We start from the raw sequence: 20,390 nt of genomic DNA on the forward strand, positions 1-20,390 counted from the left end.
GCGTCCGGCCGTGCTCAGACCACCGTCGTCTGCCGGCCCCGGGTGATCTGGGCCCGTACGTCGCCCCCGCCCGCCGCCAGCAGCTCCACCAGCGCCGCCCCGTCCGCCGGACGCGCCGTCGGCGCGGACAGGGAGTACAGGCGCGCGATCAGCGCGCCCGGCGAGCCAAGTGCCGTACCGCACAAGCCAATACGGGCCGCGCCCGTGCCCCCCGCACCGGGGGCACGGGCGCGACCCGTACACGTACAGCCACAGCGGCGAGCGACTAGCGGCGCGCCACGCCCTCGGCGCGGGCGGCAGCCGCGACGGCGGCCGTGACCGCCGGGGCGACGCGCTCGTCGAACGGGGACGGGATGACGTAGTCGGCGGCGAGCCTGTCGCCCACGACGTCGGCCAGCGCGTTCGCGGCGGCGATCTTCATTCCCTCGGTGATCGTCGTCGCACGCACCTGGAGGGCGCCCGCGAAGATGCCCGGGAAGGCGAGGACGTTGTTGATCTGGTTCGGGTAGTCCGAGCGGCCCGTGGCCACGACCGCCGCGTACTTGTGGGCGATGTCGGGGTGGACCTCGGGGTTCGGGTTGGCCATGGCGAACACGAACGCGCCGGGGGCCATGGAGGCGACCGCGGGCTCCGGGACCGTACCGCCGGAGACGCCGATGAAGACGTCCGCACCGGCGAGGGCCGACTCCAGGGAGCCGGACAGGCCCGCCTTGTTCGTCAGCTCGGCCAGCGCGCGCTTGACCGGGGTGAGGTCCTCACGGTCGCGGCTCACGATGCCCTTGCGGTCGGCGACGGCGACGTCGCCGAGACCGGCTTCGAGCAGGAACTTGGCGATGGCGATACCGGCCGCGCCCGCGCCGGAGATGACGGCGCGCAGGTCGCCGATCTCACGGCCGGTGAGGCGGGCGGCATTGCGCAGGGCGGCCAGCGTCACGACGGCCGTGCCGTGCTGGTCGTCGTGGAAGACCGGGATGTCGAGGGCTTCCTTGAGCCGGTCCTCGATCTCGAAGCAGCGCGGGGCTGAGATGTCTTCGAGGTTGACCCCGCCGAAGGACGGGGCGAGGCGGACGACGGTCTCCACGATCTCGTCGACGCTGGTGGTCGCCAGCGCGATCGGGACGGCGTCGACGCCGCCGAACTGCTTGAAGAGGATGGCCTTCCCCTCCATGACCGGGAGGGACGCCTCCGGGCCGATGTCGCCGAGTCCGAGGACCGCCGTGCCGTCGGTGACGACCGCGACGACGTTCGACTTCCAGGTGTAGTCGTTGACCAGGTCCGGCTGCTCGGCGATGGCGGTGCACACCTTGGCGACACCGGGCGTGTAAGCGAGGGACAGGTCGTCCTTGTCGCGCACGGGGACGGTGGCCTGGATGGCCATCTTTCCGCCCCGGTGGAGCGCGAAAGCCGGGTCGAAGGGCTCATCCAGCCCTGCGCCCGCGCCGGTCTCGGGATTGACGATCTCCGCTGCCATTGTCTTGTGACCCCTTAAGTCTTCATCAGTTGAGGGTGGCCACTCCCGGTTGAGGAGGGGTGGGTGGGTCCGCGTCCGCGCCCTGGACTGGACGGCTTCGACCGTCCCGCCAGGGGGAGGTGCGAACGCGCGGGCGCGCCGCACACGCGCCCTGGGCCCCGGATGAGGGGTGTTAAACGTCCTTCTTACCGGACCGGACGCGTCGACGACGAGTCCGATTCCGGGTCGGAGGTCCCTCGGTGACGGAATGCGACCGTCGGGCGAGGGGATGTGGGATGACTCATGGGGCCATGTCGGACAAGTTCCGTGGAAGTCCAGGACATGTCCCGTTCTGCGTCTTCTTTTGTGTCCGCATCGCGAGACTTGCCGGAGTTTCTCCGGTCGTACGGTCGCTGCCCCGCAGAAGGTCCGGCCTTGTTGTACCGACCTGTTGGGGTTCGGGGATCACCCGTTATCTGATTTTGACATGACCGGCCCCCTTCATGACGGGGTCCGAATGGCAAGATGCCGACATCACACCTGGTCGCGTCCGGTCGTGCCACCCGGAGCCGCGTGCTCGCCCCCTCGCGACCTGCCCGAAACGTCCGAGCAACCGCCCGAATCGTCCGGGCAACCGGTGCCCGAGAAAGATCCGGGCACCCGCACGCTCACCCTCGTCTGCCGGAGGACCCCCATGACCGCACGCACCCCCCGCCGCTCTGCCGTACGTTCCCGCATAGCAGCGGTCGGCGCCCTCGCGGTCGCCGGCGCCCTCGTCCTGACCGGTTGCGGCGACCAGACCAAGTCCGCCGAGCCGAACGGCGGCGGCAGCAAGGAATCGGGCAACGGCAACGGCAACGCGCTGTTCGCCAAGCTCCCCGCGGAGATCCAGAAGAAGGGCACGCTGGAGATCGGCACCAACGCCGAGTACGCCCCGATGGAGTCCAAGGAGGGCGACAAGATCGTCGGCGTCGACCCCGACCTGGCCGCCGCGATCGGCGAGAAGCTCGGCGTCAAGGTGAAGCTCACCGACGCCAAGTTCGACACCCTGATCACCGGCGTGAACGCGGGCCGTTACGACGCCGCGATGTCCTCCATCACGGACAACAAGTCCCGCCAGGAGGGCCTGGACGAGGACGGCAAGAAGCTCGGCCAGGGCGTCGACTTCGTCGACTACTTCGTCGCGGGCACCGCCATCTACGTCAAGAAGGGCAACGCGGCGGGCATCAAGACCTTCGACGACCTGTGCGGCAAGCCGGTCGGCGTGCAGATGGGCACCACGTACGAGACCGCCCTGAAGACCCTGTCGAAGAAGTGCACCGACGGCGGCAAGAAGGCCGTCGAGATCAAGGCGTTCGAGAACGACACCGAGGCCCAGACCCGCGTCCGGGCCGGTGGCGTGGTCGCCGGTGTCAACGACTACCCGGTGGCGGTCGACCTGGCCCGCAAGGCGGGCGGCGGCAACACCTTCGAGGTCGTCGGCGAGCAGTTCGAGGCGGGCCCGTTCGGCATCGCCGTGGACAAGAAGAACACCAAGCTGCGCGACGTCCTCAAGGAGGCCGTCGACGCGATCATCAAGGACGGCTCCTACACGAAGGTGCTGGAGAAGTGGGGCGCCCAGACCGGCGCGATCAAGGCCGCCGCGATCAACGGCGGCAAGTGACCTCTCCCGGTCCCTTGTCGGCGTACCACTGAGCACCACTGAAGGGCAGTCGTCATGACTGAGAAGTTCAGCAAGGAGCCGGCGGACACACCCCCCGCCGGACACTCGGACGCGGTGAGCGGGACGGCCACCCCGTCCTCCTCCGTACCGCCCGAGACCATCAAGGCCATCCCCGTACGCCATTACGGGCGCTGGATCAGCGGCGTGATCGTCGTCGCGCTGCTGCTCCTGCTCGGGTACTCGTTCTCGCAGGGCGACATCCAGTGGCGCGCGGTCGGCGACAAGCTCTTCGACGACACCGTCGTCGCGGGCGCCGGACGCACCCTGCTGATCAGCGTGCTCGCCATGGTGATGGGCGTGGTGCTCGGCATCGTGCTGGCCGTGATGCGGCTCTCCAAGAACCCGGTGACCAGCGGTGTCGCCTGGCTCTACATCTGGTTCTTCCGCGGCACGCCGGTCTACCTCCAGCTGCTGCTGTGGTTCAACCTCGCGCTGATCTTCCCCGTACTGAATCTCGGTCCTTTCTACAAGGACGAGATGACGGACGTGATGACGCCGTTCCTGTGCGCGCTGCTCGGCCTCGGCCTGAACGAGGCGGCCTACATGGCGGAGATCTGCCGGGCCGGTCTGCTGGCCGTCGACGAGGGCCAGACCGAGGCGTCGCAGGCGCTCGGCATGAGCCAGGGCAAGACGCTGCGCCGGATCGTGATCCCGCAGGCGATGCGGGTGATCGTGCCGCCGACCGGCAACGAGTTCATCAACATGCTGAAGACGTCGGCGCTGGTGTACGCGGTGACGTACAACGAGCTGCTGCGCTCGACGTCGGCGATCGGTTCGACCTCGTACGCCGTGATGGAGATGTTCTTCGTCGCCGCGATCTGGTACCTGGTCATGACCAGCGTGTTCTCCGTCTTCCAGTACTACCTGGAGCGGCGTTACGCCCGGGGCACGCTGCGCTCGCTGCCGGACACCCCGTTCCAGAAGATCAAGGCCAACATGCTGAGCCTCAGCGGCGGTAGGGGTGTGCGATGAACGCCATGGTGAAGGCCGAGGGCGTCCACAAGTCCTTCGGCAACGTAGAGGTCCTCAAGGGCATCGACCTGGAGGTCGCCACGGGCGAGGTGTTCTGCCTCGTCGGCCCGTCCGGCTCCGGGAAGTCGACGTTCCTGCGCTGCATCAACCACCTGGAGAAGGTCAACGCCGGGCGGCTGTACGTGGACGGGGAGCTGGTCGGCTACCGGCAGAAGGGCAACAAGCTGTACGAGCTGAAGGACAGCGAGGTCGCCCTGAAGCGCCGGGACATCGGCATGGTCTTCCAGCGCTTCAACCTCTTCCCGCACATGACGGCGGTGGAGAACGTCATGGAAGCCCCGATGCAGGTCAAGGGCGTCTCCAAGGCGAACGCCCGGGAGCGGGCCCTGAAGCTCCTGGACCGGGTGGGCCTCGCCGACAAGGCGGGCAACTACCCGGCGCAGCTCTCCGGCGGCCAGCAGCAGCGCGTGGCCATCGCCCGCGCGCTGGCGATGGAACCCAAGCTGATGCTCTTCGACGAGCCGACGTCCGCGCTCGACCCGGAGCTGGTGGGCGACGTCCTGGACGTGATGCGCGGCCTGGCCGAGGACGGCATGACGATGATCGTCGTCACGCACGAGATGGGCTTCGCCCGTGAGGTCGGCGACTCGCTGGTCTTCATGGACGGCGGCGTGGTGGTCGAGTCCGGCCACCCGCGCGAGGTACTGACGAATCCGCAGCACGACCGCACGAAGTCGTTCCTGTCGAAGGTGCTGTAACCCTCTGTCTCTGTACGAGGATGTCTCTGTACGAGGAAGGGGCGGCGCGGAATCAACTCCGCACCGCCCCTTCCCCCTTGCCCGGCCGCCTACTCGGCCTACTTGACCGCGAGCACCATCGCGTCCGACGGCGACGCCCACACGGCCCGCGCCTCCCCGAACCCGGCCGCGCGCAGCGTGGCCGCGTGCCACTCCACGGACGGCGTCTCGCCGTCCGCGTGCTCCCCGAAGATCGCGAACCGCTCGGCGGTGGGAGCCGCCAACTTCGGGTCGGCGGCGGCCAGTCGCCACCACCCGGCCCAGTCCGTCACGCCTTCCTCGCCCCTCCTGCGTTCCATGAGCGCATGCCGGTGCGCCCGCTCGGCGGCGTTGATCCGAGGCGTCGTCGCGTCCTTCATCCGGTCCGCGTTCATGAACACCCCGCCCTCCCTGACCAGTTCACCGATCTGCCCGTACAACGTCCCGAGCGGCCCGAGCCTCAGCCAGTGCAGGGCGGTCGCCGTGACCACCGCGTCGTACGTCTCGTACGGCAGCTTGTCCCGCCACGCCGGATCGGTCAGATCGGCACTCACGAACTCGACCCTCCCATCCCCCTCGAAGGTCCCCCGCGCGATCGCGAGCAGTGCCGGATCGAGGTCGACCCCCGTGCTCGTCGCGTCCGGGAACCGCTCCAGCAGCCTGCCCGTGATACTTCCCGTACCGCACGCGAGGTCCAGCACCCGGGCCTCGCGCCCGACGAACGCCTCCACCATGTCGAGCATGACCTCGAACCGCTCCTCGCGGTCGGGCATGTACCACTCCTGCTGCCGGTCCCAGCTGGACTGCCACTCGCCCCAGCCCGTCGTCGTCGCGTCCACCACGCAAACCACCCGCTCCGTAATACCCTAGACATCGAAGCGCCTATTACCATCGACGCTCACACCGAGACTAAGCCGCCCCGGTAAGGACTACAAGTGGAACTGGCCTATTACGCGGACTACGCCGTGCGCCTGGTGAACACGGAGGAACCCGCCCGCAACAAGGACACGCTCACCTCCGTCGAGGCCGTCCGTGAACTCTTCGGCCCCAGCCAGCAGGCCGCCCGCCGCGCCACGGACGCGGACGTCACCCGCTTCCGCTCCGTACGCGGCCGCCTGCGCGCGATCTTCGAGGCGGCGGACACCGGCGACGAGACCCTCGCCGTCGACCTCCTGAACTCCCTCCTCCTCGAATTCCCGGTCAGCCCCCAGATCTCCGGCCACGAGACGCGCAAGAGCGACGGGCGCCCCGACTGGCACATGCACCTCGCCGACCACCCCTCGAACGCGACCGCGGGCTTCGCCGCCACCGCCTCGATGGGCCTCGCCTTCCACGTCACGGAGTACGGCCCCGACCGCCTCGGCCTGTGCCAGGCACTCCCCTGCCGCAACGCCTACCTGGACACCTCCACCAACCGCTCCCGCCGCTACTGCTCCGACCGTTGCGCGACCCGCGCGAACGTGGCCGCCTACCGCGCCCGCAAGCGCCTGGAGAGCGACCGGTCCGCGAACACCGGCCGCACCGCCCCCACGAGCCACGACGCCACCACCCCCACCGACCGCTGACGCCCGGCCTGCACCGGCCGGTACCGCGCCCGCACCCGCCCGAGCACCAGCGCGGGCGGCACGGCCCCGAAGGCCCTGCTGTCCGACACCTCCTCGTCCTGGTTGTCGCCCAGCACCCACCACCCCCCTTCCCGCCGCTCCACGACCCTCTTCACCACCAGCAGGTCCTGCCGCAACGGATGCCTCATCACCACGACATCACCCACCCGCACCACGGCGCCCCAATGCACCAGCACCTGGTCCCGGTGGAGCAGCGTGGGCACCATGGACAGCCCGGTGACCTCGGCGACCCCGAACGGCAGCAAGCCCGCCGGCAGCCCCTGTTCACGCGGCTGCCCCTGCCCGTAGTCCGTCATCTGCGGCACCTCCTCGTCACGTTCCTTCACCGCCCCCAGTCCCATACTCACCCCGGACTTTTGACGTAAGCCCATGGGGGCACTCGCGAAAACCCTCCTTGCACGGAGTAATCTCCACCCTTGAGAAGACGATCACGAGGAAGGATGCGATTTACATGCTCTCCCGCCTGTTCGCCCCCAAGGTCAAGGTCAGCGCTCACTGCGACCTCCCCTGCGGCGTGTACGACCCCGCCCAGGCCCGCATCGAGGCCGAGTCGGTCAAGGCCGTCCAGGAGAAGATGGCCGCCAACGACGACGCGCACTTCCAGGCGCGTGCCGTCGTCATCAAGGAGCAGCGCGCGGAGCTCGCGAAGCACCACGTCTCGGTGCTGTGGAGCGACTACTTCAAGCCCCCGCACTTCGAGAAGTACCCGCAGCTGCACCAGCTGGTCAACGACACCCTGAAGGCCCTGTCGGCCGCGAAGGCGTCGACGGACCCGAAGACCGGCGAGAAGGCCCTCGAACTCATCGCCGAGATCGACCGCATCTTCTGGGAGACCAAGAAGGTCTGACGCCTTCGCCTGTCCCCCTCTGACCGCACCCGGTCCGCAGACCGCCCCTCGGGGCGGGCGTGGCGGACCGGGTGCGGTCTTTTCGGCTCGGGCCGGGTGGGGGCGGCACGCTTCCTGTGAGCGGCTCACGTCCTGGGGATCTCGACGGGGTGTCGGGCCGCCGCTAGGTTCGGTGGATGGAGATCTTGAGGTACGTGGCTTTCAGTACGGACCCGGCGGGTGGCAATCCCGCCGGTGTGGTGCTGGACGCCAGCGGGGCGAGCGAACGGGATCTGCTGGCGGTCGCGGCGGAGGTGGGGTTCTCGGAGACCGCGTTCGTGGTGCCGGTGGGGGAAGGGGTGCTGGACGTCCGGTACTTCAGTCCGCTGGCCGAGGTTCCGTTCTGCGGGCACGCGACCATCGCGACCGCCGTGGCGTACGCCGAGCGGCACGGGGTGGGTGAGCTCGTGTTCCGTACGAAGGCGGGGGACGTCCGGGTCTCCACCACCCGTGCGGAGGACGGCTCGGTGGTGGCGACGCTCGTGAGCGTGGAGCCGACGACCGAGGAATTGGGTGCGGACGTGCTCGGGGAGCTGTTGGGGGCGCTGCGGTGGTCGAGGGACGACCTCGATCCGGCATTGCCGCCGCGCGTGGCGTACGCCGGGGCCCGGCATCCCGTGATCGCCTCGGCGACCCGGGAGCGGCTGGCGGAGCTGGCGTACGACATGCCCGCGCTCGCCGGGCTGATGGCGCGGTTCGAGTGGACGACCGTGGATCTGGTGTGGCGCGAGTCGGCGACCGTCTTTCACGCCCGCAATCCGTTTCCGCCCGGCGGAGTGGTGGAGGACCCGGCCACCGGGGCGGCGGCCGCGGCCTTCGGCGGGTACCTGCGCGAGCTTCAACTCGTGGACGTACCGTGCGAGGTGACGGTACATCAGGGGTACGACATGGGGCGGCCCGGCACGATCCGGGTGGGCATCCCGGCGGACCCGGGGGCCGGTGTCTCGGTGACGGGTACGGCTGTTCCGTACGCGGGCTGAGCGGGGGGACGAGGGTGGGGCCAGGGGCCGGGAGGGGCGGGACTTGGACTCGTTCCGGGCCCCACCGTAGGTTTGCCACCGAGCGGGGGCCGTCCGGCGGGCGGGCTCCGGGAGCCCGGGACCCTGGCGTCTGACAGCCACCCGGCCGAACGCAGCCGGACGCGAGTGGACGCAGGTGGAGACCGTGGTCGAGTCAGTGATGGAGTCAGTGGTGAGGAGCGCGGAGCCTCGCGCCGGGCGAATATCCCCGGCTCCGGTCGTCCCGTACGGCCGGAGCGCACGGCTGCGGGCCGTGCTGCGGGAGCGGCTGCCGGGGCCGCGTGGGCTGGCCTGGTCGCTGACCGGGTTGTTCTTCGTGCTCTACGCGACCGTCGCCGTGCTGCGCAACGACCGGATGCTCAATGCCGGGTTCGACCTCGGGATATTCGAGCAGGCGGTCCGTGCGTACGCGCACGGGCAGGCGCCGGTCGTGGAGTTGAAGGGGCCGGGGTACAACCTCCTCGGCGACCACTTCCACCCGATCCTGGTGCTGCTCGCACCCCTCTACCGGCTCTTTCCCGGTTCCGACACCCTCCTCGTCGCCCAGGCCGCCCTGCTGGCCTCGGCCTGTTATCCGCTGACCCGGTGGGCGCACCGCGCGGTCGGCCCGGTGGCGGCGCTGGTGGTGGGGCTGGGGGTCGGGGCGTCCTGGGGGATCGTCTCGGCGGCGGCGAAGGACTTCCACGAGATCGCGTTCGCGGTGCCGATGCTGGCCTTCGGGGCGGTGGCGCTGGGGCAACGGCGGTGGTGGGCCGCAGTGCTGTGGACCGCGCCGTTGCTGCTGGTCAAGGAGGATCTGGGGCTGACGTTCGCGGCGGTCGGCGGGTATCTCGTGTGGCAGGCGGTACGGGAGCGGAGGGCCGGGCGGCGGCAGGGGCGCGAGCGGGCACAGGAGCAGACGCGGCAGCAGACGCGGCAGCAGACGCGGCAGCAGGCGGCCCCGCTCGGGCTCGGGATCGCCGTGATACTGCTCGGGGCCGTCGGCAGCGCGATCGAGATCCTGGTGCTGCTTCCGGCGATGAACCCCAGCGGCGCGTTCGCGTACTGGGGGCAGTTGCCGGGTGAGGAGGGGGCGAGCGGCGCGGGAGTGCTGTCGCTCGCGCTGGGGCTGTTGTGGCCGCCGATGAAGTGGTTGCTGGTGTTCATGCTGGCGGCTCCGGTGGCGTTCTTCGGCGTACGGTCTCCGCTGGTCCTGCTCTGTGTGCCGACGCTGGGGTGGCGGTTCGTGGCGGGGAACGAGCACTACTGGACGCCCGGATTCCACTACAGCGCGATCCTGATGCCCGTACTGTTCGCGGGCTTCGTCGATGTGCTGAGCCGGAGGCGGGAGCTGTTGCCGGGGGTGTGGAGGCGGCGCGCGCTCGGCTTCTCCGCCGCGTTCACGGCGGTGACGGCGGCCGTCTACCCGCTGCACGACCTGGTGCTCCCGTCCGCCTGGCGCACTCCGGAGCACGTCGTCGCCGCCCGGCAGGTCCTCGACCGGATTCCGGACGGCGACACCGTCGCCTCCTCCAACCGGCTCGCACCGATGCTCACCTCCCGGACCACCGTCAGCCTGGTCTGTTACGGGGCGGGGGGCGACCCGAAGGCCCCGCCGACGGGCCTTCCGGCGGACCCGCCGCGCTGGGTGGTCTTCGACCGTACGGATCCGACGGTGAAGGTGCCGTGTCCCGTCGAGCGGTCGCGGCAGATGCTCCAGCTGTACCGGGAGCACGGGTACGTGGAGATCGTCGAGCGGGACGGGATCACGCTGCTGCGCAGCCCGCAGGTACGGGACCCGGCAGCCCCGTAGACCCCGGCAGCCCCGGCAGCCCCGTCCACAGGTTCCTAGCCCCGGGGCCCCGCAGGCGGCTCCCAGGCGCGGGGGCCGGTCTCGGATGACCGCCCGGCGGGCCCGTCGCGGAGGCGGGTTCCGGCCGGGGCGCGGCCCTCCCGCCGGAGGTCCAGCGTGCCGTCCACGACCCCCGTCGCCACGTCGTCGAGCTTGAGCTGATGGGAGCGCGCGTACCTACGCAGCAGCGCGAAGGTCTCGTCCATGGAGGAGTTCAGCCGGTTCGCGAGGACGCCCTTGGCCTGTTCGATGACGACGCGGCTGGTCAGCGCCCGCTTCAGCTGCGACGTCAGGATGCGGCTGTCGTTCAGCTCGCGCTCGCACAGCAGCGCGATCGTGGCGGCCTCGGTCAGGGACCGCCCCAGGGACAGTGTGCCGGGCGACAGGGGTTCGGCGTCGTCGCGCAGGAGGACGAGCGCGCCGACCCGTTCGTCGTTACGGCGCAACGGCAGGGCCGCCGCCCGGGCGTAGCCGAACTGCCGCGCCCTCGCCGCGTACCACGGCCAGCGCAGCCCTGCCGACGCCTCGTCGAGCACGGTGTCGCTGACGTCGCCCGTGTGCAGGCAGTCGTGGCCCGCTCCTTCCTGCCAGCCCGCGGCCTCCTGTTCGAGGAGGGCCGCCTGCGGGTCGGACCCGGCGACGTGGGCGGGCCGCGCCCCGTCCAGGACGAGCACCGCACCGACCGCGCGGACCCCCAGGAGCTCCTTGCCCCATGCGGCGAGCGTGACGAGGAAGGAGGGGACGTCGTACGAACGGTTCAGCGAGTCGGCCACTGCCACGAAGGCGTCGGCGAGCCGCTGGTCCGGCGTGGTCATGGCGGCGCTCCTTTCCGTCGGTGCACGATGCGTGCGCGTACGTACGGAGGTGTTCCGTACGCGGTTCGCACGGACTTCTCGGTCTTCCGCACGGAGTTGTCGGTTGTCGGTTATCGGTTCCTGGTCTTCAGTCAATCCCGAACCGGTCGGTGGAGAGCCGCAGTTCGCCGGAAAGGATCCGCTCCGCGACCGATTCGGCTGATTCTCCCTGCGCGAAGGCCCGGGCCTTGATCAGTTCCAGGGCGTCCCCGACGGAGCACCGCGCCTGCTCGGACAGCGCCCCGGCCGCCTGGTGCACGACGGCCCGCAGGTCCGCGCCGCCGTACAGGCCGGGGTCCGCGTCGGCCCCCAGGAGCACCCCGTCGGCCAGTGCCGCCGCCACCTCGCCGAGCACGCCCTCCTCGGCCAGCCCCGGCCGGGGGTCGAAGACGGTGAGCGCCCCGATGCAGCCCGACGCAGCGGTCAGCGGTACGGCGAAGACGGCGGACAGCCCCAGGTCGGCCAGCCCGGTGCCGTACCCGGGCCAGCGCCGCTCGGCGTCCGTCCCGCAGGCGGCGACCGGCAGGCGTCCGCTCGCCGCCTCGTGGGCCGGGCCCGCACCCAGGACGTACTCCAGGTCCTGCGCCCGGCGGGCGAGCGGGTCGGAGGCGGCGACCGCGAGCTGGTCCAGGTCTTCGCCGACGAGGACGAGTGCGGCGCTCCGGGTGCCGCAGGCGTCCGCGACCTCCGCCATGAACAGGGGGCGGCTGCCCCGGCCCGCCGACCACTGCGCCGCGCGCCGGGCGAAGGACTCCTGGAGCACGGCCGCCGCCCGGTGCCGGGCCGCGACCTGGCGGTGCGTCGCGGCCATCGAGCGGTGGAAGGGGAGACCGGTCTCCTCGGCGAGGCGCTCATGGCGCTCGGCGAGGCGGTTCTGGCGTGTTGCGCGCGCGGCTGCCATGATCGCGCGGCGGAGGGCTTCCGCCGCCTGGTCACCTGCCGGTTCGCGGCCTGCTCCCTGTGCCGTCATGCGGCCAGCGTACGTCCGACGGGTCAGTCGGCGCCGTGCGACGGAACATCTTCCATCAGCAGGACCACTCCGCCGTTGTGCCCGTCGAACGGGGAACAGGTGACGGAGCAACTGATGCTGCGTCCGATGCGGTTGACGGCCGAGAGGCTGACGGGCCTGGACCTCTTGCCGGAGGCGACGCACTCCTGGATGACCTCCCGGAGCTCGTTCGTGGGCAGCCCGAAGTCCAGGGCGAAGAAGTTCTCGTCGACGACCTCGTCGGCCCGCAGTCCCCACAGGTCGACGGCACCCCTGTTCCAGCTCTTCACCCGCATGTTGGCGGCCAGGACGACCACGCCGGCGGCGATCGAGCCGACCACGCCCTCCAGGAAGGCGCGGGCCTCGTCGAGGTCGGAGGTGCGCAGGCGCATCTCGTCGTTCATGGTCTCCAGTTCCTCGTGCCCGGACTGGAGTTCCTCGTTCGTCGTCTCCAGCTCCTCGTTGGTCGACTGGAGTTCCTCGTTGGTGGTCTCCAGCTCCTCGATGGAGGACTGGAGTTCCTCGTTCGTCGTCTCCAGCTCCTCGTTCGTGGACTGGAGCTCCTCGTACGCGGTCTCCAGGTCCTCCCGCACCTGTTTGACCTCGGCCTTGAGCTGGGTGGCCAGGGTGACGTCGGTGAAGGTGATGTTGACGGCGACGGGGAGCCCCGGCCCCGCGGAGATCGGCTGGATGAGGATGTCGAAGTACTGGACCATGTCGCCCAGGTGGCGCTCGGCGCCGTTCACGCGCAGCGTGCGCCGCTCGTGGGTGGCCTGGTCGATGAGGGAGCGCAGTTCGATGGGCCGGTAGGAGAGTTCCAGGTCCTGGAAGGGGCGGCCCAGATCGCCCGCGGTCAGCCCGAACCGGGAGCGCGCCTGACTGTTGATCATGACGACGGTGCCCTCGGAGTCCACGGCGACCCCGGCGCTGGGGGCGGCGTCCAGGATGAGGTCGCGGAGCTGGCGCGTACGGGTGGCTTCGCGCAGTTCGGTGCCGGTGCCGGTACCGGCCCTGACCTTGTGGGTGGAGGGGGCGTACGGCAGGCCGTCGGTGCCCGGACGGCGGCGGAAGATCCGCTGCCGGATGCTGACCGCCTCGAACCGCTCGGCGTCGTTGAGCAGCATCTCCGCCTTGCCGAGGAAGAGGTGGCCGCCCTCGCGCAGCGCGAAGCGGAAGCGGTCGACGATCTGGGCCTGGGCCTCGACGTTGAAGTACATCAGGGTGTTGCGGCAGACCAGCAGGTCGAGGCGGGAGATCGGGGCGTCCCGGGTGATGTCGTGGCGCCCGAAGATCACCCGGCGGCGCAGGTCGGCGCGGAAGACGAACTTGGCGCCGCTCTGCTCGAAGTAGCGCTCGCGCAGCTCCGCGGAGAGGGGCTCCAGGGTCTTCGCGGTGTACAGCCCGGAGCGGGCCTCGCGCAGCGCCTCCTCGTCGACGTCGGTGGCGTAGATCTTGACCCGGCTCAGCGCCTCCTCGATGCCGAGGACCTCCGCGAACATCATGGCCAGAGAGAACGCTTCCTCGCCGCTGGAGCAGCCCGCGCTCCACACCCGGATCTCGGCGCCGTCCCCGGACGCCTCGGCGATCCTCGGCACCACCTCGCGCCGGAGCAGCTCCCAGGCGTCGGGGTCGCGGAAGACCGAGGTGACGTTGATCAGGATGGTGTTGAACAGCGTCCGGAACTCGTCGGTGTCGGTCTCCAGCAGGTCCCGGTAGTCCGCGTAGTCCTGGATCCCCGCGTCGCCCATCCGCTTGCGGATGCGCCGCCCCAGAGTGGAGCGCTTGTAGCCGGTGAAGTCGAATCCGCGGGAGTCCCGGAGGAAGTGGAGCAGCTCCTCAAGGCCCTGGTCGGCCTCCGGGGCCGCGGCCGCCCTTCTCATCACTGCTCACTGCCTCTGCTCTAAGGATCGGTCGACCGGTGCGAACGGCCACTGGGGGCCCCCGTCGCACCCACGAGAGCACGCAGTTCCGCGGCGAGGTCTTCAAGAGGTAGCACACGGTCGACGGCACCGGTGGCGACCGCCGCGGAGGGCATCCCGTTGAACTCGGCGCTCTCGGGGTCCTCGGCGAGGACGGTCCCGTGCGCCTCCTTGACCCGGCTCACTCCCGTCGCGCCGTCCACTCCCGTACCGGTGAGTACGCAGACGAGGGCGCGCGGCCCGTACGAGTCGGCGACGGAGGTGAAGAGGAGATCGGCGGAGGGCCGTACGAAGTGCACGAGTTCGGTGGTGGACAGCTCCAGCAGCCCGTGGGCGTGGACCAGGAGATGCCGGTTCGGCGGTGCCACGTACACCTGCCCGGCCCCGAGCCGCTCCCCCGCCTCGGCCAGCTTCACGGGCAGGGCGGACCGCCGGGCGAGCACCTCGGCGATGTAGGTGCGGTGCTGGCGGGCGAGGTGCTGCACGACGACGACGGGCAGCGGGAAATCGGCGCCGAGCCCCGCGAGCAGCACCCCCAGTCCACGGATGCCACCGGCGGAAGACGCCACCGCGACGACGTCGTAGCGCTCCTGCGCACGTGTCGTCAGGTCCGATGTCTGCCCGATGGCCGTCACACGGCGAGCGTATCGGACGAATCGGGCCGCGACCGGAGCAGATCGCGCCGCACGAAGCGGGATCGCCGCGTGAACCGGGATCGATGACCGGGCGGCGAGAATTTCTGCTTCCGCTCCGCATGACTCCCACGCCCCCGGGCACGTGCCTCTGTGAGGGCCCCGCCACGTTCCCCCGTCGTGGCGGGGCCCCTCTGCGTTTCCGCCCGGCCACTCACGCACTCACCAAGGGGCTCCCCGCCCGCTCCAGCCATTCCCGGTACGCCTTGGCCCGCAGCGCCGCATCCCGGTACGCCGCCTCCAGGTCCGCGTACAGGAGGGGGAGTTCGGGGAGCCCCGGGCGCGCCGCGAGCAGCAGGCGTACGCCCAGGGGGTCGCCCCGCAGCGGGCGGATGGCCATGTCGTCGCGGGGGCCCGAGGTGGGCTGGCAGGGGGCGACCGCCTCGCCGATGACGATCAGGGAGGACGCGGTGAGGTAGTCGCCGTGCAGCAGGGGCGGGTTGAGGCCCGCCTCGGCGAGGACGCGGCGCAGGCCGTCGCGTTCGCCGTCGACGCTCGGGTCGACCATCCAGCGGTCGCCCGCCAGGTCGGCGAGGTCCACGACCGGGGAAGCGGCGGCGGGGTGGTCGGCGGCGAGGGAGACGAACTGGGGCTCGCGGTCCAGGAGTACGCGGAATTCCAGCTCGGGCGGCAGACGCAGGGGGCAGCCCTCGACCTCGTGGACGAAGGCGACGTCCAGGGCGCCCGAGGCGACCATGCTCAGCAGGGCGCCGGCGGAGACGTCGACGTGGAGGGTGGTGTTCGCGTCGGGGAGGCGGAGTCTGAGTCTTCGGAGCCAGAGCGCGACGACCCGGCTCGCGGTGGAGCCGATGTGCAGGACCGGGCCCTCGCCGGGTCCTGACCCGCGCGTGCGGGCGGCTTCGGCGCGGGTCTCGGTGATGAGTTCGCTCATGCCGTCGACCAGAGGGCGGGCCCGGGAGAGCAGGGACTGGCCGAGCGGGGTGGGACGGCAGCCGGTACGGCGGCGGGAGAAGAGTTCCGCGCCCACGGAGTTCTCGATGCGGCGCAGCTGGGTGGTGAGGGAGGGCTGGCTCATGCCCAGGGTGCGGGCGGCCTTGTGCAGGCTGCCCGCGTCGGCGATCGCGACGAGTGCACGAAGGTGGCGGACTTCGAGCTCCATGGGGGCGAGGGTAGGGCTGCGTCTCCCCGGGCACCAGAGGCCCCGCCTCCGCTTCACCGGTCAACTGGCTTGATCTCGTACGGAGTTGGGGTGGTCGCCGACTCCCGTTCGGCGGGGGGATGTCATGGAGCTATCAGCGGTTGACATCATGCGCGGCCCGCCCCGGCTCCCCCACACTCTCCCCAGTCCCACCTGAACACGGCCTCACCCGCACGGCGTTCCACCCGAGTTCTTCCCCATCCCCATCCCCATCCCCTTCCCCATCCCCATCCCCACCGAGCCCGGACCCGCCGGGCCACCGGACAGCAGGGAGACCCCCCACCATGAGACACCCCCGTGCCTTCTTCGCCGCCGCTCTCGGCCTCGGCCTCGCCGCCGTCGGTGCCGCCCCCGCCGCGAACGCCGTCGCGCCCACCTCGGCGCCGGTGAGTTCGTACGCGACGTACGAGCAGTCCAAGGAGAACGCCGCCGCCACCAAGGCGTTCCAGCAGGCCGTGCTGAAGTCGGTGCGCGAGCAGCGCGCCGCCAACCCCGGCATCCAGGTCGTCACCGTCCGCTACAGCACGACGAGCGCGCCCAGCTTCCGCACCCAGATAGCCCGTTCCACGCAGATCTGGAACAGCTCGGTGACCAACGTGAAGCTCCAGGAGGTCACCTCCGGCGCCAACTTCACGTACCGCGAGGGCAATGACTCGCGCGGCTCCTACGCCAGCACCGACGGCCACGGCCGGGGCTACATCTTCCTGGACTACCGGCAGAACCAGCAGTACAACTCCACCCGCGTCACCGCCCATGAGACCGGTCACGTCCTCGGTCTCCCGGACCACTACTCGGGCCCGTGCAGCGAGCTGATGTCGGGCGGCGGCCCCGGCACGTCCTGCCAGAACGCCAACCCGAACGCGGCTGAGCGCTCCCGGGTGAACCAGCTGTGGGCGAACGGCCTCGTCGGCTAGTCCCCCGCTGTCACGTCACCCGTGTGCCCGTACGGTCCTGACCGTACGGGCACACACGCGTGCGGGCCTGACCTCAGGCCGTCGAAGCCGAAGCCGACTCCTGTGAGGACAGCGGGGGCTGCGACGGGGACTGCGAGGGCGGCGATGACTGCGAGGACAAGCCGACGGACTGCGGAGGCTTGAAATCGCCCTCTACGGGGAGCGGTTCCAGGCGTGGCGCAGGGAAGGCGCCCCGATGCCCGGTGCCGGGCCCCTCGGCGGGCCTGCGTTCGAAGTCGGGGCAGCGGTGGGTCTCTTGGACGGAGCCGGAGTTGCGGTCCCAGAGGTCGAGGACGGCGTCCTTGTCCGCCGCCTCGCGGTAGGCGTCCTTGGCGTCCCGGAAGCAGGTCAGGCGGCCGAAGAAGCCCGGCTCCGCCGCCGGGAAGTAGTCGGAGAACGCGCAGGAGAGACAGGACTTGAGGTACGAGCCCGGGGGCAGCTGGCGCTGGATCTCGGCGAGCGCGCCCTCGAAGTCGTTCTCGGCGTGCCCGGACGTGTACAGCGCGCCGTCGAAGTGCAGGGCGAGCCCGAGGTGCAGGCGTTCCAGGTCACCGTCGGGTGCTCCCGGGGCCGGGCGGCCGAGGGAGAGCAGGCAGCGCAGGGCGGCCCGGTGCACCGTGCCGTCGTCGTACACCGGCATCGGTATGTCCCACTCCAGGACGCAGCCGCACAGCGCGCCCGCTGGCGTGAGGGTGAAGGTGCCGTCGTCCGGCGGTACTTCGGGGTCGGGGAAGAGGCCGGTGAAGGATTCCCCGGCGAGTTCGTGTCCCCGGACGCGGGCGTGCAGACGCCGCCCGTCGGTGCTGAGGGTGAGGGCTTCCGTACCGGCGCTGTCGCGGTACCAGCCGACCCATGACTCTCCTGTCATGGGCGGGACTTTAGTGCGTCCGGGGCACCCGGCGATCATCGAGCGGGTGCCGCTTTCGGCCGCCGGGCGTGGACGGCCGCCGGGCGGAGGGGGAGGACGGCCGCCGGGCCCGCGCGGCGGCCGTCCGGGGCGCGGTCACCGGGCCTTGCGGTAGGTCGTGACGACGGCACCGTTGTCGAAGGTCCGGCACTCGGTCAACTCGTAGCGCCGCAGTCCGAATCCGGCGGACGCCATCGGGACGCCGGAGCCGACGAGGAGCGGGTAGGTCTTGATGATCAGCTCGTCGATCTCGTCGATGAGCTGACCGGCGATCTCACCGCCGCCGCAGAGGTAGATGCCGAGTTCACCGTCCTCCGCCTTCAACTCCCTGACCTTTGCGACCAGATCGCCCCGGATCAGTTCGACCGAGGGGTCCGGGTACGCGGCGAGGGTGCGGGAGGCGACGTACTGGCGCAGATGCGCGTACGGGCTGGTGACACCCTGGTCGTACGCGACCTGATTGCTCTTGCGGCCCTGGATGACGGTGTCGAAGCGGGTCAACGGCTTGTCGGCGATGCCGAAGTGCTCGCGGGCGAGGGTCGGCAGGGTGTCGGCGAACGCGTCGAACATGAAGCGGTGGTATTCGCCGCTCGCCAACTGCTCGAAGAACGCGCCGTCACCCGTGTCCGGGTGGCCGATGAATCCGTCGAGGGACGCGGCGACGTAGTAGGTCAGCTTGCGCAAGCGGGTCAGCCCTTCAGCCGGGAGTAGGTGAGTACGACGGTGCCGTTCTCGAACGAGCGGGTGGAGTCGAGCGAGAAGGAGTGCACGCCGAACTCCGCGGTGAAGACCCGGATTCCGTCGCCGAGGACGACGGGGTAGACCTTCAGGACGAGTTCGTCGATCTCGTCGAGGAGCTGGCCCGCGATCTCCGCGCCGCCGCCGAGGTAGATGCCGAGTCCGGCCTCCTCGACCTTCAACTCCCTTACCTTTTCGGCCAGATCACCCGAGATGAGCTCGACCGCCGGGTCGGGGGACGCGGCCAGACTGCGGGAGACGACGTACTGGCGCAGATGCGCGTACGGGCTGGTGATGCCGATGTCGAGAGCGGCCTGGTAGGTGGTGCGGCCCTGGATCATCGTGTCGAAGTGCGTATTGGGCGCCTCGTCGGCACCGAGCGCGGTGCGGACGTGCGTGGGCAGGCACTCCGGGTACGCACCGACCAGGAAGTCGTTCAGGAACTCCTCACTGACCGGGTAGGCGTCGATCGCGTGGTCCGGCGCGGCGATGAAGCCGTCGAGGGACATTCCGACGAAGTACGTGAGCTTTCGCAAGCGGGGTCCTTTTCGGGGTGGGGGTGTGCTTTCTGGCTCGCCGCCAGAACCACGACAGCTATAGTGCTTCAGGTGTAGTGGTTGCGCAAGCCTTTTACGGCGCCAGATGTGAGAAGGACGAGACCCCATGGCCAAGAACCCCGAAAGACGAACCGCCCTCCTGGACGCCGCCATTGAGGTGCTCACCGACGAGGGGGCGCGCGGGCTCACCTTCCGCGCCGTCGACGCCCGCGCCGGAACCCCCACCGGCACGGCCTCCAACTACTTCGCCGACCGCGACGCCCTGCTCGCGCAGACCGCGGCGCGGGTCAACGAGCGGATGATCCCCGACCCGGCGCACGTGGCACGCCTGATGGCCCCCGAACCGTCCCGGGAGCTGATCACACAGCTGATGCAGGACCTCGTGCGCCGCATGACCGCCGAGCGCTCCGGCTACCTCGCGATGCTGGAGCTGCGCCTGGAAGCCACCCGGCGGCCCGGCCTGCGCGAGGAGCTGAACCGGACCGTCCGGGAGCAGTTCGACGAGAACCTCCGCTTCCACCTGGTGTCCGGCCTGCCGGGCGACGCCGACGACATGCGGGTCCTCTACCTGGCCATGACGGGCCTGCTGGTGGAGCACTTCACCCTGCCGGAGATGCTCTCGGACACGCAGGAGGCCCTGGACGCGCTGGTCGCCACGACGGTGGAGCGGATCTTCCCGACCGGGTGAACCCCCGGGCCCGTACGCCTACTTCCGCGGGTACGTCTGCTACTTCTGCGGGAACGTCTGCGCGTCGCGCCACATCGGGTACATCACCGGCCCCCCGTACGGCAGCCGCAACGGCTCCCCGATGTCGGCGAAGCCCCTGCGCAGGTACAACTCCCGGCTGCGCTCGCTGCTCGCCTCCAGGTACGCGGCCGTGCCGTCGCGGTCGCAGGCGTCCAGCACGGGAGCCATCAGCGCGCTCCCGAGGCCCTCGCCCTGCCGCTCCGGGTCCACGCCGATGATCCACAGGTACGCGTGCTCCCGGTGGTGCGGGTGGATGGCGGCGGTGTACGTGCTGACGAGTTCGACGCGCTCGTTGTCCGGGTCGACGGCGGCCCGCAGCTGGGCGGGCCCGTCGTCCGGCCCCGGCTCGCCCGCCGGGGTGGGCAGCCACATCGCGACCGCCGACAGGTCCTCCGTCACGTCCACCCAGCCGTCCTTGAGGACCTGGTCGAAGAAGCCGCCCATCATCTGCGGGTGCACCCGGCGGTAGTGCTGGACGTCCGGGAAGATCCACTTGCTCACCGGGTCGTCCTGGAACGCCTCGTCCACCAGCCGGACCACCGCGTCCCGGTCAAACCCGGTCGCCTGCCGTATCCGTACGCCCATGCTCGTTC

At 70.5% G+C, this 20,390-nt stretch carries 22 protein-coding genes; 9 read left to right on the plus strand and 13 right to left on the minus strand.

The genetic code is table 11. The annotated features are described in order from the left end of the window. Nucleotides 1–14 precede the first annotated feature (14 nt). Both OG897_RS22820 and OG897_RS22825 read right to left on the minus strand, forming a co-directional pair. Nucleotides 15–185 carry a hypothetical protein gene (locus OG897_RS22820; RefSeq protein WP_266659049.1) on the minus strand — a complete coding sequence of 57 codons (171 nt, stop codon included), beginning with the start codon at nucleotides 183–185 and terminating at the stop codon, nucleotides 15–17. Nucleotides 186–265: 80 nt separating this feature from the next. Then, nucleotides 266–1,471, minus strand: a complete 1,206-nt coding sequence (locus tag OG897_RS22825) for an NADP-dependent malic enzyme (protein WP_266659050.1) — start codon at nucleotides 1,469–1,471, stop codon at nucleotides 266–268. 673 nt (nucleotides 1,472–2,144) lie between these two features. On the opposite strand from OG897_RS22825, the gene OG897_RS22830 reads away from it, so the two are divergent. Genes OG897_RS22830 through OG897_RS22840 form a run of 3 tightly spaced genes read left to right on the plus strand, consistent with a single transcriptional unit; the run spans nucleotide 2,145 to nucleotide 4,903 of the window. Continuing rightward, on the plus strand, nucleotides 2,145–3,113 hold the full coding sequence (locus OG897_RS22830) for an ABC transporter substrate-binding protein (RefSeq protein ID WP_266659051.1): 969 nt from the start codon (nucleotides 2,145–2,147) through the stop codon (nucleotides 3,111–3,113). Nucleotides 3,114–3,167: 54 nt separating this feature from the next. Then, nucleotides 3,168–4,145, plus strand: coding sequence for an amino acid ABC transporter permease (locus OG897_RS22835; RefSeq protein WP_266659052.1), 978 nt, complete (start codon nucleotides 3,168–3,170; stop codon nucleotides 4,143–4,145). Beyond that, nucleotides 4,142–4,903, plus strand: a complete 762-nt coding sequence (locus OG897_RS22840; protein ID WP_323188089.1) for an amino acid ABC transporter ATP-binding protein — start codon at nucleotides 4,142–4,144, stop codon at nucleotides 4,901–4,903. The genes OG897_RS22835 and OG897_RS22840 overlap by 4 nt, the downstream gene beginning before the upstream one ends. A gap of 98 nt (nucleotides 4,904–5,001) precedes the next feature. On the opposite strand, the gene OG897_RS22845 is transcribed toward OG897_RS22840, so the two are convergent. Further along, nucleotides 5,002–5,763 (minus strand): trans-aconitate 2-methyltransferase, encoded by a 762-nt coding sequence (locus tag OG897_RS22845; RefSeq protein WP_266659053.1) that lies wholly within the window; start codon nucleotides 5,761–5,763, stop codon nucleotides 5,002–5,004. A 93-nt stretch (nucleotides 5,764–5,856) separates the two neighbouring features. On the opposite strand from OG897_RS22845, the gene OG897_RS22850 reads away from it, so the two are divergent. Beyond that, nucleotides 5,857–6,486, plus strand: coding sequence for a CGNR zinc finger domain-containing protein (locus OG897_RS22850; RefSeq protein ID WP_266659054.1), 630 nt, complete (start codon nucleotides 5,857–5,859; stop codon nucleotides 6,484–6,486). On the opposite strand, the gene sodX is transcribed toward OG897_RS22850, so the two are convergent. Beyond that, on the minus strand, nucleotides 6,390–6,842 hold the full coding sequence (gene sodX / locus OG897_RS22855; RefSeq protein ID WP_266660419.1) for a nickel-type superoxide dismutase maturation protease: 453 nt from the start codon (nucleotides 6,840–6,842) through the stop codon (nucleotides 6,390–6,392). The two genes, OG897_RS22850 and sodX, sit on opposite strands and share 97 nt — an antisense overlap. Before the next feature lie 155 nt (nucleotides 6,843–6,997). Between sodX and sodN the strand changes: the two genes are divergently transcribed. The 3 genes from sodN to OG897_RS22870 all read left to right on the plus strand — a co-directional run bounded on the left by sodN (nucleotide 6,998) and on the right by OG897_RS22870 (nucleotide 10,243). Then, a complete protein-coding gene (sodN, locus tag OG897_RS22860) occupies nucleotides 6,998–7,393 on the plus strand; it encodes a superoxide dismutase, Ni (RefSeq protein WP_266659055.1) in 396 nt (131 codons plus the stop codon). A 176-nt stretch (nucleotides 7,394–7,569) separates the two neighbouring features. Continuing rightward, nucleotides 7,570–8,412, plus strand: a complete 843-nt coding sequence (locus tag OG897_RS22865; protein ID WP_266659056.1) for a PhzF family phenazine biosynthesis protein — start codon at nucleotides 7,570–7,572, stop codon at nucleotides 8,410–8,412. Between the two features lie 184 nt (nucleotides 8,413–8,596). Further along, complete coding sequence (locus OG897_RS22870) at nucleotides 8,597–10,243, plus strand: DUF2079 domain-containing protein (protein ID WP_266659057.1); 1,647 nt, start codon at nucleotides 8,597–8,599, stop codon at nucleotides 10,241–10,243. Nucleotides 10,244–10,278: 35 nt separating this feature from the next. On the opposite strand, the gene OG897_RS22875 is transcribed toward OG897_RS22870, so the two are convergent. The 5 genes from OG897_RS22875 to OG897_RS22895 all read right to left on the minus strand — a co-directional run bounded on the left by OG897_RS22875 (nucleotide 10,279) and on the right by OG897_RS22895 (nucleotide 15,855). Further along, complete coding sequence (locus tag OG897_RS22875) at nucleotides 10,279–11,097, minus strand: GAF and ANTAR domain-containing protein (RefSeq protein ID WP_266659058.1); 819 nt, start codon at nucleotides 11,095–11,097, stop codon at nucleotides 10,279–10,281. A gap of 127 nt (nucleotides 11,098–11,224) precedes the next feature. After that, nucleotides 11,225–12,106 (minus strand): GAF and ANTAR domain-containing protein, encoded by an 882-nt coding sequence (locus OG897_RS22880; protein WP_266659059.1) that lies wholly within the window; start codon nucleotides 12,104–12,106, stop codon nucleotides 11,225–11,227. 23 nt (nucleotides 12,107–12,129) lie between these two features. Next, complete coding sequence (locus OG897_RS22885; protein WP_266659060.1) at nucleotides 12,130–14,004, minus strand: CheR family methyltransferase; 1,875 nt, start codon at nucleotides 14,002–14,004, stop codon at nucleotides 12,130–12,132. A gap of 20 nt (nucleotides 14,005–14,024) precedes the next feature. After that, a complete protein-coding gene (locus tag OG897_RS22890) occupies nucleotides 14,025–14,678 on the minus strand; it encodes a chemotaxis protein CheB (RefSeq protein ID WP_266659061.1) in 654 nt (217 codons plus the stop codon). 211 nt (nucleotides 14,679–14,889) lie between these two features. Then, on the minus strand, nucleotides 14,890–15,855 hold the full coding sequence (locus tag OG897_RS22895) for a LysR family transcriptional regulator (RefSeq protein ID WP_266659062.1): 966 nt from the start codon (nucleotides 15,853–15,855) through the stop codon (nucleotides 14,890–14,892). Between the two features lie 323 nt (nucleotides 15,856–16,178). On the opposite strand from OG897_RS22895, the gene snpA reads away from it, so the two are divergent. Then, nucleotides 16,179–16,808, plus strand: a complete 630-nt coding sequence (gene snpA / locus OG897_RS22900) for a snapalysin (protein WP_266659063.1) — start codon at nucleotides 16,179–16,181, stop codon at nucleotides 16,806–16,808. Nucleotides 16,809–16,881: 73 nt separating this feature from the next. On the opposite strand, the gene OG897_RS22905 is transcribed toward snpA, so the two are convergent. The 3 genes from OG897_RS22905 to OG897_RS22915 all read right to left on the minus strand — a co-directional run bounded on the left by OG897_RS22905 (nucleotide 16,882) and on the right by OG897_RS22915 (nucleotide 19,028). Continuing rightward, a complete protein-coding gene (locus tag OG897_RS22905; protein WP_266659064.1) occupies nucleotides 16,882–17,715 on the minus strand; it encodes a DUF6304 family protein in 834 nt (277 codons plus the stop codon). Between the two features lie 135 nt (nucleotides 17,716–17,850). After that, the gene (locus OG897_RS22910) at nucleotides 17,851–18,438 is read right to left on the minus strand and encodes a dihydrofolate reductase family protein (RefSeq protein ID WP_266659065.1); all 588 of its coding nucleotides are present in this window, start codon (nucleotides 18,436–18,438) and stop codon (nucleotides 17,851–17,853) included. A 5-nt stretch (nucleotides 18,439–18,443) separates the two neighbouring features. Then, complete coding sequence (locus OG897_RS22915; RefSeq protein WP_266659066.1) at nucleotides 18,444–19,028, minus strand: dihydrofolate reductase family protein; 585 nt, start codon at nucleotides 19,026–19,028, stop codon at nucleotides 18,444–18,446. A gap of 127 nt (nucleotides 19,029–19,155) precedes the next feature. Here OG897_RS22915 and OG897_RS22920 point away from each other — a divergent pair, with 127 nt between their 5' ends. Continuing rightward, nucleotides 19,156–19,737, plus strand: a complete 582-nt coding sequence (locus OG897_RS22920; protein WP_266659067.1) for a TetR/AcrR family transcriptional regulator — start codon at nucleotides 19,156–19,158, stop codon at nucleotides 19,735–19,737. 39 nt (nucleotides 19,738–19,776) lie between these two features. Here the strand turns inward: OG897_RS22920 and OG897_RS22925 are convergent, their stop codons facing one another. Next, entirely contained in the window at nucleotides 19,777–20,382 is a 606-nt protein-coding gene (locus OG897_RS22925; protein ID WP_266659068.1) for a GNAT family N-acetyltransferase, read from the minus strand. Nucleotides 20,383–20,390: the final 8 nt, after the last annotated feature.

Source organism: Streptomyces sp. NBC_00237 (assembly GCF_026342435.1).
Lineage (GTDB): Bacteria > Actinomycetota > Actinomycetes > Streptomycetales > Streptomycetaceae > Streptomyces.